The following is a 16,767-nucleotide window of genomic DNA, read 5'->3' on the forward strand; positions in this document are numbered from 1 at the left end:
TGGGGAAAAGTCTGGAGTTCTAGCGCCCAAAAGGCCCCAGACGTTCCCGATATTTCCCAGCTCTAAAATACGCCCGACCCCGAAAACCTATCATACACGCAGGCATAGCCCATTATTTATATGGGATTTTTGTCCTTTTTTTTACTGGAGCGGGTAACGAGAATCGAACTCGTAACTAAAGCTTGGGAAGCTGCCGTGATACCTTTTCACCATACCCGCGCACCAGTAGAATTGACCTAAGCCGAGGCAAAGCGTGCGTCAAGAGGCTTTGCGTGCGGTCACATAGTTGATGCGGGCAGGGATCTCTACGCCGCTTTGGGTCTGATATTGCGCAAATGCATCAACCAGCGCGTCCAGCAATACCCTTCGCATTGTTTCATCAGCCCGATGGTGGAGGATTGCACCGTGCGCGGGACCAATCAGACACATTGTCTGTGCCAACGCGAGAGGACCTGCCGCACATGTCAGTAACTCAGTCCGCACGTCAATATCCGCCTCTAAATCTGCTGAATTCAGCATTGCCTTTACGTATGCAGGATCACGTAGGGCAAAAGGGCCGGGGGCGTCAGGATCGGATTTAGGCACTGGGCCAAGGATCTGGCGGGCAATCTGGGCTGGCAGGGTAAAAAACGGGTTGTCGGGGATCGCCCCCCATGCAGAGAAACTAATGGTCCCCTCGCTGCGCAAGGCAAGCGCCATGTTTTCAAAGGCGGCACGACTGTCAGAAAAGAACATCACTCCAAAGCGTGAGATGATGGCGTCGGCACTTTGCGCAACAAACGGGTGGCTTTGTACATCCGCGTCAAGAAAGCCAACGTTTGTGCGGCCCAATACACGCATCTGCGCCGCTTCAAGCAATGTACGCGATATATCAAAGCCGCTGACGTGCCCTGTTGGGCCCACAATATCTGCTACGGCGAATGTGCTGGTGCCTGCACCGCAGCCAATATCAAGGACACTGTCACCATCTTTCAGCGCTGCGCGCCCGAGCGTTCTATCCAGAACAGGAGCAAGGATTGCATCCATTGTTTCGCGCTGATCGACCCAAATCGGACCTGCATCATCGCTCCAAAAATCACGTTGCTCGGTGTTTGTGCTCATCCGCGCCGCCGTCTGCGTCCACCGCCCCCGCCACCACTCTCACCGCCGCCGCCCGTGTTGAAGGTCTGGGTCGGCAAGGTAACGATGGAATTAAGGATTGGGAAAGGTTCGACTGCGTTAGGCATTGCAGAGGCATTCACAAAATGCTCCTGAAAGCGCGGTTCGATGGCGGTTTCGATCTTGTGGATATTGCGCACGATCTCTTCGATCTCGGTGCGTGCATCGCGGTTCAGCAGCGCGATACGTGCCCCTGTGCCTGCGGCATTACCTGCTGAAGTGACCTTGTCCAGCGGCGCATCAGGGATCATCCCCAGCACCATCGCGTGTTTGGTCGAGATGTGCGCCCCGAACGCTCCCGCCAGCACCACACGGTCCACTTTATCCACGCCGAACTTATCCATTAGCAGACGTGCACCGGAATAAAGCGCGGCCTTCGCCATCTGGATCTCGCGGATATCGCGGTTGGTCACTGTAATCTTTGGTCCGTCATTGGCCGTGCCGTCATAAACCAGATAGCTGTTCGTGCGTCCGTCGGGAAAGACTGCGGCGCTGCCTGTCTGCTCCGCTGTCCCGATCAGGCCAGGCGCGTCTACGATACCGTGCATGCGCATTTCGGCGACCATCTCGATGATGCCCGATCCGCAAATTCCTGTGACGCCTGTCTGCGCGATCGCCGCGTCAAAACCGTCTTCATCCGACCACAGGTCCGAGCCAATAACTTTGAAGCGCGGCAGCTTGGAAACAGGATCAATCTCGACTCGCTCAATGGCACCGGGGGCCGCACGCTGGCCCGAGCTAATCTGTGCGCCCTCGAATGCTGGACCCGTGGGAGAGGAGCAGGCGAGAACTTTTTCGCGATTGCCGAGCAGGATTTCCGCATTCGTGCCCACGTCCACGACCAGCACAAGATCATCGGACAGATGCGGGCTTTCCGACAGTGCCACAGCGGCAGCATCCGCGCCGACGTGCCCTGCGATGCAAGGCAGGATATAGACACGCGCGCTCTCGTGAATGTTGAGGTCGAGGTCACGACCGCGCATACGCATGGCGTTGGAGGTGGCAAGGGCAAATGGCGCTTGGCCAAGCTCAAACGGATCAATGCCAAGGAACAGGTGGTGCATAACCGGATTGCAGACGAATACTGCATCGACAATCAACTGCTTATCGATCTGCGCCTCGGAGGCGAGTTGCACAAACAAGCTGCACATACCCTCCCGTACGGCGAGGGTCATTTCTTCGGCACCCGAAGCATTCATCATGGAGTAGCTCACGCGGCTCATCAAATCTTCGCCGAAGCGGATTTGAGGGTTCATCACACCTGAGGAGGCGACAACTTCACCTGTCTGTAGATCACACAAGTGCGCCGCGATTGTGGTGGAGCCGAGATCAACTGCCACGCCATAAATTGTACCATCATAGAAGCCGGGCCAGATGTGCATGATGCGTGGCTTGTTCTCGTGATCGCCCAGATGCACCGCCACAGTGACTTTCCAGTCACCTTTGCGCAGGATCGGTTGCATCACATGCAGAATGTGCAAATCAGCGGTGATATCTTCTAATTCCCACTGCTCCAGCAACGCCTTTTGTAGCCGCTCCAGATCTCCGGACGGGTCGTGCATATCAGGCTCTTGCACCTCGACATAGTAAAGCTTGGTTGACGGGTTGAGCGTAATATCGCGGACTTCGGCGCGCTTGCGGACAACTTGCTTGTGCACTTGGCTCTCGGCGGGAACGTCGATGATTACATCCTTGAGCACAGTTGCCTGACAGCCCAAGCGGCGACCCTTTTTCAGTCCGCGCTTTTCGTCATAACGGGCCTCGACCTTGTTCCACTCTGACAGCGCGTCAGCCTCGACTGTCACCCCGTGTTTTGAAAACTCGCCGTATCCGGGCGTGATCTGGCACTTGGAACAAATACCGCGCCCGCCACAGACAGAATCGAGGTCAACGCCTAGCTGTCGCGCCGCGGTGAGTACAGGCGTACCAACAGGAAAGCGGCCGCGTTTGCCGGAAGGGGTGAAGATAACAAGGGGATCGTCGCTCATGGCTCAAAACATCCTGTAATGCATTTTCCAGCAACATAGCCAAGGACGCGGGCAGGGGAAGGCCGCCCGCGTCATAAATCCGCACAATGGCGTCATTTCAGCGATTTAAGATCAGGTATTGAGACGTTCGTGAAAGATGAACCCGAGGAAATTCAGTAAAAGCTGTGCCGCGAGGATCGAGGTGGAGCCTGTGGGGTCATAATCAGGGGCCACTTCGACCAGATCAATGCCAACAACCTCGTGACGCTCTGCAACAGCTTTGAGCATTTCCAATACTTCATAGTAAAGGAACCCGCCATGGGACGGCGTGCCAGTACCGGGAGCGATGGAGGGACAAAAGGCATCAATGTCGATGGTCACATAAACCCGCGCATCGGGTGAGATGTGCGCCAGCACGCCCCCTGTGCCCATCTGGCGGGCTTGACGCACGCTGATGATATCAGAGCCGAAGGCGCGGGCCGCATCATAGCCTTCCTTGGCGGTGGAGCTGACATTGCGGATGCCTACTTGGGTCAGACCCGTAACAAAGGACTGCTCGGCGGCACGGCGCATGGGATTGCCGTGGCCGTTGCGCACGCCGTGGCGCTCATCCACAAAATCCAGATGCGCATCGATTTGAAGGATATGGATGTCACCCTGCCCGTCAAAGGCGCGGATGCAGGGGATGTTGATCGAATGATCACCACCGATCACCACGGGCAGGGCAGCCGCATCAAGGGCGGCACGCACACCTGCCTCGATATTGGCATGACTGGCTTCGGTATCCGTGTGGATGATGTCCGCATCGCCCATATCGACGATGTTCACTTCTCCCGTGAGGTAGGTTGTATCGTCCTCGTGGTCATAAGCCCCCGCATGACCAAAGCTAAATAGGGTAGAGGCCTCACGCACCCCGCGGGGCCCGAACCGTGCGCCCGAGCGGTACTGTGTTCCCGCATCAAAGGGCGCGCCAAGGATCGCAACATCTGCGTCCAGCGAGGCCCAGTCTGGCTCATACCGCCGTTTGCCGAAGGTCGCGATGCCCACAAATGGCAGGTCGAGCCTGCCGCCTTCATACCCGTGTTTGCTCATCCTGGCTCCCTGCTTTTTGCGCAGCTTTGGGCAAGTGCGATGTAAATGCAAGCTTTGGCGGCCTTGAGGCCTTTTCAATCCGGCGTATCCATGAGATAGGAAACCGCCAAATGATGCCATTACCCTTTGGAGGTTGTTATGGAGATTCGTGAGGCCTTTACGTTCGATGATGTGTTGCTGGTTCCGGCCGCATCCTCGGTCCTGCCTTCCACTGCAGATACCCGCACCCGCGTTACAAAATCGATCGCGTTGAACATCCCGCTGCTCAGTTCTGCGATGGATACGGTCACTGAATCGCGCATGGCCATCGCCATGGCACAGGCAGGCGGCATGGGCGTGATCCACCGCAACCTGACCATCGACGAGCAGGCAAAAGAGGTCCGCCGCGTCAAACGCTTCGAGAGCGGAATCGTCTATAATCCCATCACCCTGACCGCCAACCAGACGCTGGCCGATGCCAAGGCCCTGCAAGAGCGCTATCGCGTCACAGGCTTCCCCGTCGTAGACGAGGCAGGACGCGTTGTGGGTATCGTTACAAACCGCGACATGCGCTTTGCTACGGCTGACGATACGCCCGTGCATCTGATGATGAGTACCGACAATCTCGCCATCCTGCATGAACCTGCCGACCGCGACGAGGCGATAAGCCTGATGAAAGCGCGCCGCATCGAAAAGCTTCTGGTGACTGACGGTAAGGGCAAGCTCACAGGTTTGCTGACCCTCAAAGACACCGAGCAAGCGGTATTGAACCCCACAGCGTGCAAGGATGAGCTTGGTCGTTTGCGCGTTGCAGCAGCCACCACAACCGGTGATGCTGGGTTCGAACGCTCGCAGGCCTTGGTGGACGCGGGCGTGGACATGATCGTGATCGACACCGCACATGGACATTCCGAAGGTGTGGCGATTGCTGTTGAGCGTGCCAAGAAGCTCAGCAATGAAGTGCAAGTTGTTGCCGGGAACGTCGCAACGGGTGAAGCGACACGCGCGCTTATCGGCTCTGGAGCAGATGCTGTAAAAGTGGGCATCGGTCCCGGTTCGATTTGTACCACACGGATGGTTGCGGGGGTTGGCGTGCCACAGCTTACCGCGATTATGGATTGTGCCAAGGCCGCCGGTGATACGCCTGTGATCGCTGATGGCGGTATCCGTTTGTCTGGTGATTTTGCCAAAGCAATTGCTGCAGGCGCGTCTTGCGCCATGGTCGGCTCCATGATCGCAGGCACAGACGAGAGCCCGGGCGAAGTGATCCTGTACCAAGGCCGAAGTTTCAAAAGCTATCGCGGCATGGGCAGCCTTGGCGCCATGGCCAGCGGCTCTGCTGATCGCTACTTTCAGAAAGACGCGGCCAGCGACAAACTCGTGCCTGAAGGGATCGAAGGCCAAGTCGCCTATAAAGGGACTGCCGCCAATGTGATTCACCAGATGGTTGGCGGCCTGCGTGCTGCCATGGGCTATACGGGCTGTGCCACAGTGGACGAGATGCGCAAGAATTGCTCGTTTGTGAAAATAACCGGTGCGGGCCTGTCAGAGAGCCATGTGCATGACGTGCAGATAACCCGCGAATCTCCCAACTATAGAATTGGTTAAACCATGACCCCAGCTGCACGGGTGGCCGCGGCCATCGAGATCCTTGATATGATCGGCGATGGCCTGCCTGCGGAACAAGTGCTGACGCGCTGGGGCCGTGGCAATCGGTTTGCAGGATCAAAAGACCGTGCTGCGATCCGTGACTATGTCTTTGATGTCCTGCGAGTAAAACGCAGTGCAGCATGGCTGGGCAGGGCCGCAACGGGGCGCGGCCTGATGATTGGTCTGCTACGCAAACATGATGTTGATCTCGATACACTTTTTACCGGCGAAGGGCATGCACCAGCGCCCCTCATGGACTATGAAGAAGCGCTTCCTGAAGCGGAAATGACCCTACAAGACTCGTGGAACCTGCCTGACTGGCTGGTTGATAAGTTTACACATGGGCTGGGTGAAACCGCACAGGTAACTGCCGTGGCACTTCAAGAACGGGCGCCAATTACACTACGGGTAAATATAGCAAAAACAAATACTTCCAACGCGGAGCGAATGTTAAACGAGGCCGGTGTTGAGGTGATCGCAAATGCGCTAAGCCCGACCGCGCTAACCGTTGTTGAGGGTAATCGCCGCGTGCGGAACTCTCCCGCTTATCTCGAAGGATTTGTAGAGCTTCAAGACGCTAGCAGTCAGGCGGTGGTTGATGCGCTGCCAAAAGCAAAACGGGTGCTGGACTATTGCGCAGGAGGTGGAGGCAAAGCTTTGGCCATTGCGGCGCGCGGCGCCGATGCGATCTTTGCCCATGATATCGAGCCGTCGCGTATGCGTGATCTGTCGCTGCGCGCGGCACGCGGCGATGCCGAGATCACCCAGCTGGAGGGGAGCGAGCTGGCACGCTCAGGCCCATATGATTTGGTGCTTGTCGACGCTCCATGCTCTGGAAGTGGCTCATGGCGTCGTGCGCCCGAGGCAAAATGGCGCCTTACACCAGAAAACCTCGCGCAGACCCTTGCGTTACAAGATAATATTTTGGACGAGGCAATGGCGCTTGTCGCAAAAGGCGGCACTCTGGCATATGCGACTTGTTCGATCCTGCCGGATGAAAACCGCGCCCGCGTTGATGCATTTTTGAACCGTCATGCGGGTTGGAAATGCGTTTACGATCAAACCTTTCCAGTGAGTGATCTAGGTGACGGATTTTACACCGCACACCTTCAACAGGCTTGACGCTGCGTAAATAATCACGACAATTCAATCAATACGAGTGTAAGTGTTCTTTTTCACGTGTCGGTTAATCAGCGATTAATCCTTCGCCCCAAGTATGGAGAGAGGATTCGGATGTCGTCCGAACATGGCTGGAAGGGAACATATGCAGCAGTCTACAAGTGCAACACTGACGGAACGGGTGATCTTGATCGCGCCGCAGCGGTTGTTTGTTCTGCTGGGTCTTGCAGTATTTCTCTGCCTTTCTGCAATCTTGATGCTCGACGGTGCAATGCGGCTGGCGCTGACGGCTGCGGGCGTAAGCTTGGGGTGCGTGGCGGCAATGTTGTTGCTTTTGCGAACAGGTCACAGGATCGCGCGAAAACAAGGTCAAAAAGCGTTAACTCATTTTATCACCAACGACAGCGCACCGAGCTTCATTACTCAAAACGATGGTGAAATTTCCTCGACCAACGCCGCCGCTGACAAAGCTTTTGGAACCACAAGGGGGACGACCCTTGCATCGGTACTCGTGGATAGAATTAGTAATCCTGGTCCTATGCTATTTCGTCTGCAATCGCGCGCCGCATCAAGTGGTTCTGCACGCGAGGAAATCGTTACCAATAGTGGACAGCTGCTCCTGTCGGTTCATGCAATCGGCACAGATGGTTTTGCATGGCGTGTTGAGCCCCAAAATATCCAATCCTCGGGTAGCCTTCCAAGCGACAGCCGTATTCTACCCATGCTGATGGTCGGCCGAAGCGGTGCTATTTTGTCAATGAACCACGCTGCGCGACAATTCATCGGTGCGCGTGGGAAATCGCTTGATGCGGTTTTTGCAGAACAGATTGTTGTTCCAGGTACGGTCATGCAGGTGTCGACGACGGCTGGGAACCGTCCCGCGCTTGTGGCCCAGACCGACGCCGGGGCAGGGCGTCGTGCGCTCTATCTTTTGCCGCCGCCTGCGGAGGGTGAGCCGGTCCAAAATCATGACTGGCAAGTATTTCAGGACATGCCTATCCCGATGATTAAAATAGCCCCCGACGGATCGGTGCAAGCCTACAACAAGCGGGCTTCAAAGCTGATCGGTGTCGTGCTTGAAGAAGGTGCACACCTCTCTGCGCTTATGGAAGGTCTGGGACGTTCCATCGACGACTGGCTGAGCGACACACTTGCGGGCCGATTGATCCAGAAATCCGAATTTTTGCGGCTCACGCGCGGCGATTGTGAGGCATTTGTACAGGTAACGCTTAATCGGGTTGAAGAGGACGGAGCGCCTGCACTAATTGCAGTGCTTCATGATGCTACGGAGCTAAAATCTCTGGAAGCCCAATTTGTTCAGAGCCAGAAAATGCAGGCAATTGGACAGCTTGCCGGAGGGGTCGCACATGATTTTAACAACCTGTTAACGGCGATCTCGGGTCATTGTGACTTGTTGCTTTTGCGCCATGATCAAGGGGACAGCGATTATAGCGATCTGGTGCAAATCAACCAAAACGCTAACCGCGCGGCGGCATTGGTCGGGCAACTCCTCGCATTTTCACGCAAGCAGACTTTGCGCCCTGAAACACTCGACATGCGCGACACGCTGGCGGATCTTACCCACTTACTCAACCGTCTAGTGGGGGAGAAGATTACGCTGACGCTTAGTCACGATCCAGTTCTGGAACCAATCCGCGCAGATAAGCGCCAGCTCGAGCAAGTCTTGATGAACCTTGTCGTAAATGCGCGCGATGCAATGCCCTCGGGCGGTGAAATCAGGATCATTACAGAGAGCACTAATCTAACAGCGCCACTTCAGCGAGATCAAGTTACTGTGCCTGCGGGGCCGTATATCACGATTAAAGTAAGTGATGATGGCAGCGGCATAGCGACAGACAAACTCCAGAAAGTATTTGAACCCTTCTTTACCACAAAGCGCACCGGAGAAGGGACAGGCTTAGGTTTGTCTACTGCATACGGGATCATCAAACAAACAGGTGGATACATCTTTGTGGACAGCACAGAAGGTGTCGGAACCTGTTTTACGCTATATTTTCCAGTGCTTACGCAATCAGCTCATGCGATGGCTCCAAAGGCCCCAGAGAAACCGGCCCTTACAGGCACTGCGCCCAATGGCGGCGTGATCCTACTGGTTGAGGATGAAGCACCTGTGCGTGCCTTTGCAAGCCGCGCACTTAGATTAAGAGGCTATACAGTTCTAGAGGCCGAGAATGCAGAGGCGGCGCTTGAAACCCTCGAAGATGTTGACCTCAAAATAGATGTTTTTGTCACAGATGTTGTTATGCCGGGAATGGACGGTCCAAGTTGGGTGAAGCAGGCACTTCTTACACGGCCCGACGTGCGCGTTGTGTTTGTATCAGGTTATGCCGAAGATAGTTTAGGCGAGGCGCAAAAGAAGATTCCAAACTCGGTCTTTCTACCAAAGCCATTCTCTCTCAGCGATCTGACGGAAACCGTTAACAAGCAGTTGCACTAAGCCTGTGGAATACTCGCATATAACGCAAAATCATCAGCAAATTTTCTGCGAAAGCGTTCTTCAACGTCAGCAGAAAGCTCTACCTTGATCTTTGGCGAAACGTTCTCGCGTCCCAATGCTAGCGTTATGCCAAGCCGCTCCTGAATGAAGCACTGCAATCGAGGTTGATCTTCGTACGCAAAAAGATGAGTGATGCCTGTTCCATTCGGCTGCCTTTCCAGAAATTTCAGTTGATTGCCCACCTCGGCAAAACCTGGTCGCTTGCCCTTCATATATGCCAACACAAAATCATCAAAAGTGATTCCATGGGTATTGTTTGGCTTGTCCTTCATAAATGGGCGCTGACGATAGCGATACCAGCTGCTTAGCCAACTTACAGGCTCCCGCATAACGGCCATCAGCTCCATTTCAGCGTCGCAGACATTCAAAAACATTGGCCGTATGAAACGGTTGTACCGATAGACTGGCGCGTGTTTCAGAAGGGGTGGATTGTTAATCACCAAGTCGGCACGAGCTGCCAACGCAGTTTGGTATGCCGTTGAACCAGTCTTTGGCATCGACAAAAAAGCAAGGCGTTCTTTAAAGAAAACAAGCATATAGCCCCTCCAATTCAGATAAACATACGCCCAGAAACCGGCATAAACAACTTCTTAACCAATCCCGCTGCAAGATAGGACAAGAAAATTTAGATTGAAGTGTTCTCACTTTGTCCGCATAAGAACATTAGAAGAACATAAAACTCTGGTGCCGGTGACGATTGCCGCCACCTTCACCCTGTGACAGTAAGGGACGAACCCCAATGGCAACGGCAGATCTTTTGAATATGGATAAGAAATCGGCAGACAAGCAAAAGGCGCTCGATAGCGCTCTGGCGCAAATTGAACGGCAGTTCGGCAAAGGCTCCATTATGAAGCTAGGTGCCGAAGGTGCGGTCCAAGATATCACGGCATCCTCCACTGGATCTTTGGGGCTTGATATCGCCCTCGGCATCGGTGGTCTGCCAATGGGGCGGATCATCGAGATTTATGGTCCTGAATCCTCAGGTAAAACAACACTGACATTGCATTGCGTGGCGGAGCAGCAAAAGGCTGGCGGTGTTTGCGCTTTTGTAGACGCCGAGCACGCCCTTGATCCGCAATACGCCAAGAAGTTGGGCGTGGACATTGACGAGCTGTTGATTTCGCAGCCTGACACGGGTGAGCAAGCTCTTGAGATAACAGACACGCTGGTCCGCTCTGGTGCTGTGAACATGGTGATTGTGGATTCGGTTGCAGCGCTCACACCCAAGTCCGAACTTGAAGGTGAGATGGGCGACAGTTCCGTTGGTGTACAGGCCCGCCTCATGAGCAAGGCCATGCGCAAACTCACAGGCTCTATCTCAAAATCCAATTGTATGGTTATTTTCATCAACCAGATCAGAATGAAAATCGGCGTTATGTTCGGCTCTCCCGAGACGACAACCGGCGGTAATGCGTTGAAATTCTACTCCTCCGTACGACTTGATATTCGCCGTATTGGTTCAATCAAAGACCGCGACGAAATTGTGGGCAACCAGACCAAAGTCAAGATTGTGAAAAACAAGGTCGCGCCTCCCTTCAAGCAGGTCGAGTTTGAAATCATGTATGGCGAGGGCATCTCGAAAATGGGCGAGCTTTTGGACATGGGTGTTGCTGGCGGAATCGTGGACAAGTCTGGTAGCTGGTTCTCCTATGGAGACGAGCGGATCGGACAAGGCCGCATTAACGCAAAAGCCTATTTGCGCGACAATCCTGAAATGGCACATGACATAGAAGACAAAATCCGTGCGGCACATGGCCTCGATTTTGCGGGCTCCGCCGATAAGGATGATCCTGACATTCTGGATGATTGATTGCCCATCTGGCAACAATCGCGAAATAGATAATAAAAAGGGGGTATGCCGTAAGGTGTGCGCCCTTTTTTCATGCAGAGCCTGTGGACAGCACCTTATGCCAACGCTATCTCACAAGGGTATTTTCGCGTGCCCAAAGGACGGACATCATGCAAACGCTTAACGAAATCCGCTCAAGCTTTTTGAACTATTACGCGAGCAATGGGCACGCGATTGTCCCTTCGAGCCCGCTAGTCCCGCGCAATGATCCAACACTTATGTTTACAGCTGCCGGAATGGTGCAATTCAAGAACCTTTTTACCGGGGTTGAAACTCGGGACTATACCCGCGCAACGACGGCCCAGAAATGCGTCCGTGCAGGGGGCAAACATAACGACCTCGACAATGTAGGCTACACCGCGCGCCACCATACATTCTTTGAAATGCTAGGCAATTTCAGCTTTGGAGACTACTTCAAAGAAGAAGCGATACCGCTGGCCTGGGATTTGCTGACCAAAGTGTTTGGCATAGATGAAACGCGCCTATTGGTCACTGTATATCACACCGACGACGAGGCCGTCGAAATCTGGAAGAAACACGCGGGCCTGAGCGACGATCGTATCATTCGCATCGCCACGGATGATAACTTCTGGTCAGCTGGCCCAACAGGTCCCTGCGGTCCATGCACCGAGATTTTCTATGATCACGGCGATCACATCTGGGGCGGCCCTCCCGGCTCTGCTGATGAAGACGGCGACAGGTTTGTGGAAATATGGAACCTTGTTTTCATGCAGTATGAGCAGTTCGAGGATGGGACACGCCGCGACCTGCCGAACAAATCCATCGATACTGGCATGGGAATAGAGCGTGTCGCTGCACTCTTGCAGGGGACAAACGACAACTACGCAACTGACCTTATGCGCAGTCTGATCGAGGCTTCAGCCAATGCAACCAGCAGCGATCCCGACGGACCCGGCAAGACACACCACCGTGTGATCGCGGATCACCTACGCTCGACCTCTTTCCTGATGGCCGATGGCGTGATGCCCAGTAACGATGGGCGCGGCTATGTCTTGCGCCGGATCATGCGCCGCGCAATGCGCCATGCGCATTTATTGGGCGCACAGGACCCGTTGATGCACCGTCTGGTGCCGTCGCTGGTCGCTCAAATGGGTCAGGCTTATCCCGAACTGGGTCAGGCTCAAAGCATGATAGAGCAGACCTTGCTGCAAGAGGAAACCCGTTTCCGCCAGACGTTGGATCGAGGTTTGAAGCTGCTGGACGATGAATTAATTTCGCTTCCAGAAGGCGCCGAACTTCCCGGTGCGGCAGCCTTCAAGCTTTATGATACGTTCGGCTTTCCTCTCGATTTGACTCAAGATGCACTGCGTGAAAAGGGGCGCACAGTCGACACCGAAGGCTTCAACACCGCTATGGCGGAGCAGAAAGCAAAAGCACGCGCCGCGTGGTCCGGTTCGGGCGAAGCTGCGGATGCGACAGTGTGGTTTGACGTCGCCGAGAAGGCGGGCGTAACCGAGTTTCTTGGATATGATACCGAGACAGCCGAAGGCAAGATAGCTGCCTTGGTACAGGATGGAAAAACTGTGGCAGAGGTGCAGGAGGGTGAAGAGGTCCAGATCGCATTGAACCAGACCCCGTTCTATGCCGAAAGCGGTGGTCAGCTGGGTGACACCGGTATCATTCGCACCGATACTGGCACCGCACGCATCACCGACACACGCAAGGCGGCTGGTGTCTTTATCCACATAGGAAAAGTTAAAAAAGGAAGCATTACCAACACCCAATCAGCCGTTCTTGATGTGGATCATGCACGCCGTACTGCCATTCGGGCGAACCACTCTGCAACACACCTGCTTCACGAGGCGCTTCGTCATGCGTTGGGTGATCATGTAGCACAGCGTGGCTCGTTGAACGCCGCTGACCGTTTGCGCTTTGATTTCAGCCATAACGAGTCTGTCAGCGTAGAAGATATGCAAAAGGTGGAAGCCGAGGTAAACAGCTACATCCGCCAGAACAGCGCAGTTGAGACTCGGATTATGACCCCTGATGACGCCCGCGAGCTTGGCGCTCAAGCACTCTTTGGCGAAAAATATGGCGATGAGGTGCGTGTTGTTTCCATGGGTCGTCAATCCGGCTCAGGCCGAGGGATGGACCAGAGCACCTACTCGATTGAACTTTGTGGCGGCACGCATGTATCGCGCACAGGCGATATCGGCGCATTTGTCCTGCTTGGCGATAGCGCAAGCAGTGCAGGTGTGCGGCGTATTGAGGCGCTCACGGGTGAGGCCGCGATCGGCCATCTGCGCAGTCAGGACGCCTTATTGGGCCAAACTGCTTTGGAACTGAAGAGCCCTGCTTCATCGGTTCCCGATCGTGTCCGCGCCCTTATGGAAGAGCGCCGCAACCTTGCCAACGAAGTCGCACAGCTACGCCGTGAATTGGCGATGTCAGGCGGCGCGAACACACCCGAGGCGCGTCAGGTCAACGGTATCAACTTCCATGCGCAAACCCTGACAGGTGTCACTGGTAAAGACCTCCCCGCGTTGGTGGACGAACATAAGGCCCGTATCGGCTCTGGCGCGGTGTTGCTCATTGCAGATACGGGAGGCAAAGCTGCTGTAGCTGCTGGCGTGACCGATGACCTCAAGGACAATCTCTCTGCGGTTGATATTCTGCGGGCCGCTGTCGCAGAATTGGGCGGCAAAGGGGGCGGTGGTCGTCCTGACATGGCCCAAGGGGGCGGTGCCTCCGCCGAGAATGCAGATGCCGCGATTGCAGCCGCAGAAGCCGTTTTGAAAGGATAAGCCCGATGTCAGCTCTTTGGATTGCCCACGTCACCGTGACCGATGAGGAAGCGTATAAGAAATATGCTGCAGGCGCGACTGTCGCCATTGCCGACCACGGCGGTGAATTTATCGCGCGTGGTGGCCGCTTTGTTCAGCTTGAAGGGAAGGAGCGGCCCCGCAATGTTGTCGCACGCTTTCCAGACGTGGAGACGGCGGAGCGGTGCTATCACTCCGCTGCATATCAGGCTGCTCTTAAGTTCGCCACGGGCGCATCAGAGCGTGAGCTGATGATTATTGAGACAAACGAATAGCCGGACGCAGCTGCTTCATTTTGCATCTTGAACCAACGCGGCGCAGCCACGAACAACATAAAAAAAGGGCGCTCCAGTACAGAGCGCCCTTTTTTCGTTCAAAGCCTGATACAATCAGCTTGATTTTGACATGCGCTTACGCTCATGCGGGTCAAGATAGCGCTTGCGCAGACGAATTGCGTTTGGCGTCACTTCAACCAGCTCGTCATCGTCGATATAGGCAATCGCTTCTTCAAGGCTCAGCGTGATCGGAGTTGTCAAACGCACGGCTTCATCTGTACCGGAAGCCCGTACGTTGGTAAGCTGCTTGCCCTTCAACGGGTTCACTTCGAGATCGTTCTCGCGGCTGTGTTCACCGATCACCATCCCTTGGTAAACATCAGTCTGTGCGCCGATAAAGAAGCGACCACGGTCTTCAAGTTTCCAGAGCGCGTAAGATACAGCAACACCGTTTTCCATGGAGATCAGAACACCAGCACGGCGGCCAGGAATTGGTCCTTTGTGCGGCGCCCAATCGTGGAACACACGGTTCAGAACGCCTGTGCCGCGCGTGTCAGTCAGGAATTCGCCATGATAGCCGATCAGGCCGCGTGAGGGCACGTGGGCCACGATGCGGGTTTTGCCTGCGCCTGCGGGTTTCATCTCGACCAGTTCGCCTTTGCGTGCGCCTGTCAGCTTTTCGATTACGGCACCGGAGTACTCGTCATCAACGTCGATGGTGGCTTCTTCGATTGGCTCATGACGCACACCGTCGATGTCGCGGAACAAGACCTGCGGACGCGAGATTGACAGCTCGAACCCTTCACGGCGCATGTTCTCGATCAGAACACCCATCTGAAGTTCGCCACGACCTGCTACTTCAAACGCTTCACCACCAGGCGTATCGGAAATTTTGATTGCCACGTTGGATTCTGCTTCTTTGTGCAGACGGTCACGAATGACACGAGACTGTACTTTTTTACCGTCACGACCTGCGAGCGGGCTGTCGTTGATACCAAAGGTCACAGTGATCGTAGGCGGGTCAATCGGCTGTGCGGGGATCGCGTCTACAACAGACTGCTCGGCCAGCGTGTCAGCCACAGTCGCTTTGGTCATTCCCGCGATGGAAACGATATCGCCAGCTTCGGCTGTCTCGATCGCTGTTTGGTCCAAACCGCGGAATGCAAGGATCTTGGTACAGCGGAAGTTCTCAATCAGCTTGCCGTCGCGTGACATCGCTTTGATGGTCTGGCCTGCTTTGAGCGTGCCAGTCTCGACGCGGCCCGTCAGAAGCCGACCAAGGAACGGATCGCCGCCTAGTGTAGTAGCCAGCATGGTGAATGGCTTGTCCGTATCCGCAATCTGCTTGGGGGCAGGAACGTGGGACAGGATGAGCTCGAACAGCGCCGAGAGGTCTTTGCGTGGACCGTCAAGTTCCATATCAGCCCAACCGGCACGGCCAGAGGCGTACATGGTCGGGAAATCAAGCTGGTCGTCAGTCGCATCGAGGTTTGCAAACAAATCAAAACATTCGTCGAGGGCGCGGTCAGGCTCACCGTCGGGCTTATCCACTTTGTTGATGACAACAATGGGACGCAGGCCAAGCTTTAACGCCTTGGAGGTCACGAATTTCGTCTGTGGCATTGGGCCTTCGGCCGCATCCACCAGAAGAACAACCCCGTCGACCATCGACAAGATCCGCTCGACTTCGCCACCAAAGTCGGCGTGACCGGGGGTGTCCACGATGTTGATACGTGTGTTGTTCCAGACAACGGAAGTCGGCTTGGCAAAGATGGTGATGCCACGCTCGCGCTCCAGATCGTTGCTGTCCATGGCGCGCTCGGTTGTCGCCTGGTTTTCGCGGTATGTACCCGCTTGTTTCAAGAGTTCGTCCACCAGCGTCGTCTTGCCGTGGTCAACGTGTGCAATAATTGCGATGTTACGCAGATCCATTTCGAATACCTTATCTCAGGGAGTTGAGCGGCCTCTAACGTGCATCCGCGCTAAAGGCCAGTGAAAAACCCCTCCGAGGTTAAGCTGGGCGGTTTATGCCCGCCTAGTGTGGTGCTGTGGTCGAAAAGAGGTGGATTACGGCAATGCCGCCCACGATCATAATCATACCGACAATCGCTGCCAGATCGAGTTTTTGACCAAATACGAACCAGCCGATTGTAGCGATTGAAATGATGCCAAGTCCGCTCCACAAGGCATAGACCACCCCAACGGGGATGGTTTTCAGCGTAATGGAGAGCAGATAAAAGGATACACCGTATGCCAGCACGACCATGACCGACGGCCCCAAGCGGGTGAATTGTTCGCTCGCTTTGAGGGCGGTGGTCCCCATGGTTTCAAACACAACAGCAAGCGCGAGGATCACATAAACGGGCATAGGGGCAGT

Annotated in this window: 12 protein-coding genes and 1 tRNA gene; 6 read left to right on the forward strand and 7 right to left on the reverse strand. The window is 55.0% G+C overall.

The annotated features are described in order from the left end of the window. Positions 1-145 precede the first annotated feature (145 nt). From Q0775_RS16305 to speB, 4 genes are all read right to left on the reverse strand, one after another. Positions 146-219 (reverse strand) — tRNA-Gly (locus Q0775_RS16305). Between the two features lie 39 nt (positions 220-258). After that, positions 259-1,101, reverse strand: coding sequence for a class I SAM-dependent methyltransferase (locus tag Q0775_RS16310; protein WP_298863320.1), 843 nt, complete (start codon positions 1,099-1,101; stop codon positions 259-261). Continuing rightward, positions 1,098-3,146: an ASKHA domain-containing protein gene (locus Q0775_RS16315; RefSeq protein WP_298863323.1), complete on the reverse strand. Its 2,049-nt coding sequence runs from the start codon at positions 3,144-3,146 to the stop codon at positions 1,098-1,100. Before Q0775_RS16315 ends, Q0775_RS16310 begins: the two co-directional genes overlap by 4 nt. A 111-nt stretch (positions 3,147-3,257) precedes the next feature. Beyond that, positions 3,258-4,217 (reverse strand): agmatinase, encoded by a 960-nt coding sequence (gene speB, locus Q0775_RS16320; RefSeq protein WP_298863326.1) that lies wholly within the window; start codon positions 4,215-4,217, stop codon positions 3,258-3,260. 138 nt (positions 4,218-4,355) lie between these two features. On the opposite strand from speB, the gene guaB reads away from it, so the two are divergent. The 3 genes from guaB to Q0775_RS16335 all read left to right on the forward strand — a co-directional run bounded on the left by guaB (position 4,356) and on the right by Q0775_RS16335 (position 9,423). Continuing rightward, the gene (gene guaB / locus Q0775_RS16325) at positions 4,356-5,804 is read left to right on the forward strand and encodes an IMP dehydrogenase (protein ID WP_298863329.1); all 1,449 of its coding nucleotides are present in this window, start codon (positions 4,356-4,358) and stop codon (positions 5,802-5,804) included. Between the two features lie 3 nt (positions 5,805-5,807). Continuing rightward, entirely contained in the window at positions 5,808-6,968 is a 1,161-nt protein-coding gene (locus Q0775_RS16330; protein ID WP_298863332.1) for an RsmB/NOP family class I SAM-dependent RNA methyltransferase, read from the forward strand. A gap of 142 nt (positions 6,969-7,110) precedes the next feature. Continuing rightward, positions 7,111-9,423 (forward strand): ATP-binding protein, encoded by a 2,313-nt coding sequence (locus tag Q0775_RS16335; protein ID WP_298863335.1) that lies wholly within the window; start codon positions 7,111-7,113, stop codon positions 9,421-9,423. Here the strand turns inward: Q0775_RS16335 and Q0775_RS16340 are convergent. Further along, the gene (locus Q0775_RS16340) at positions 9,420-10,019 is read right to left on the reverse strand and encodes a gamma-glutamyl kinase (protein WP_298863338.1); all 600 of its coding nucleotides are present in this window, start codon (positions 10,017-10,019) and stop codon (positions 9,420-9,422) included. The genes Q0775_RS16335 and Q0775_RS16340 overlap by 4 nt on opposite strands. 203 nt (positions 10,020-10,222) lie before the next feature. Here Q0775_RS16340 and recA point away from each other — a divergent pair, with 203 nt between their 5' ends. The 3 genes from recA (at position 10,223) to Q0775_RS16355 (ending at position 14,390) form a co-directional block, all read left to right on the forward strand. Further along, on the forward strand, positions 10,223-11,293 hold the full coding sequence (gene recA / locus Q0775_RS16345) for a recombinase RecA (protein ID WP_298863340.1): 1,071 nt from the start codon (positions 10,223-10,225) through the stop codon (positions 11,291-11,293). A 149-nt stretch (positions 11,294-11,442) separates the two neighbouring features. Then, positions 11,443-14,097, forward strand: a complete 2,655-nt coding sequence (gene alaS, locus Q0775_RS16350) for an alanine--tRNA ligase (protein ID WP_298863344.1) — start codon at positions 11,443-11,445, stop codon at positions 14,095-14,097. A 5-nt stretch (positions 14,098-14,102) separates the two neighbouring features. Next, entirely contained in the window at positions 14,103-14,390 is a 288-nt protein-coding gene (locus Q0775_RS16355) for a DUF1330 domain-containing protein (RefSeq protein WP_298863347.1), read from the forward strand. A gap of 114 nt (positions 14,391-14,504) precedes the next feature. Here Q0775_RS16355 and typA read toward each other — a convergent pair whose 3' ends face one another. Continuing rightward, entirely contained in the window at positions 14,505-16,322 is a 1,818-nt protein-coding gene (gene typA / locus Q0775_RS16360; protein WP_298863350.1) for a translational GTPase TypA, read from the reverse strand. A 103-nt stretch (positions 16,323-16,425) separates the two neighbouring features. Beyond that, complete coding sequence (locus Q0775_RS16365) at positions 16,426-16,758, reverse strand: SMR family transporter (RefSeq protein ID WP_298863353.1); 333 nt, start codon at positions 16,756-16,758, stop codon at positions 16,426-16,428. Positions 16,759-16,767: the final 9 nt, after the last annotated feature.

Origin of the sequence: uncultured Sulfitobacter sp. (assembly GCF_947499945.1) — a bacterium.
In the GTDB taxonomy this organism is placed as follows: domain Bacteria; phylum Pseudomonadota; class Alphaproteobacteria; order Rhodobacterales; family Rhodobacteraceae; genus Sulfitobacter.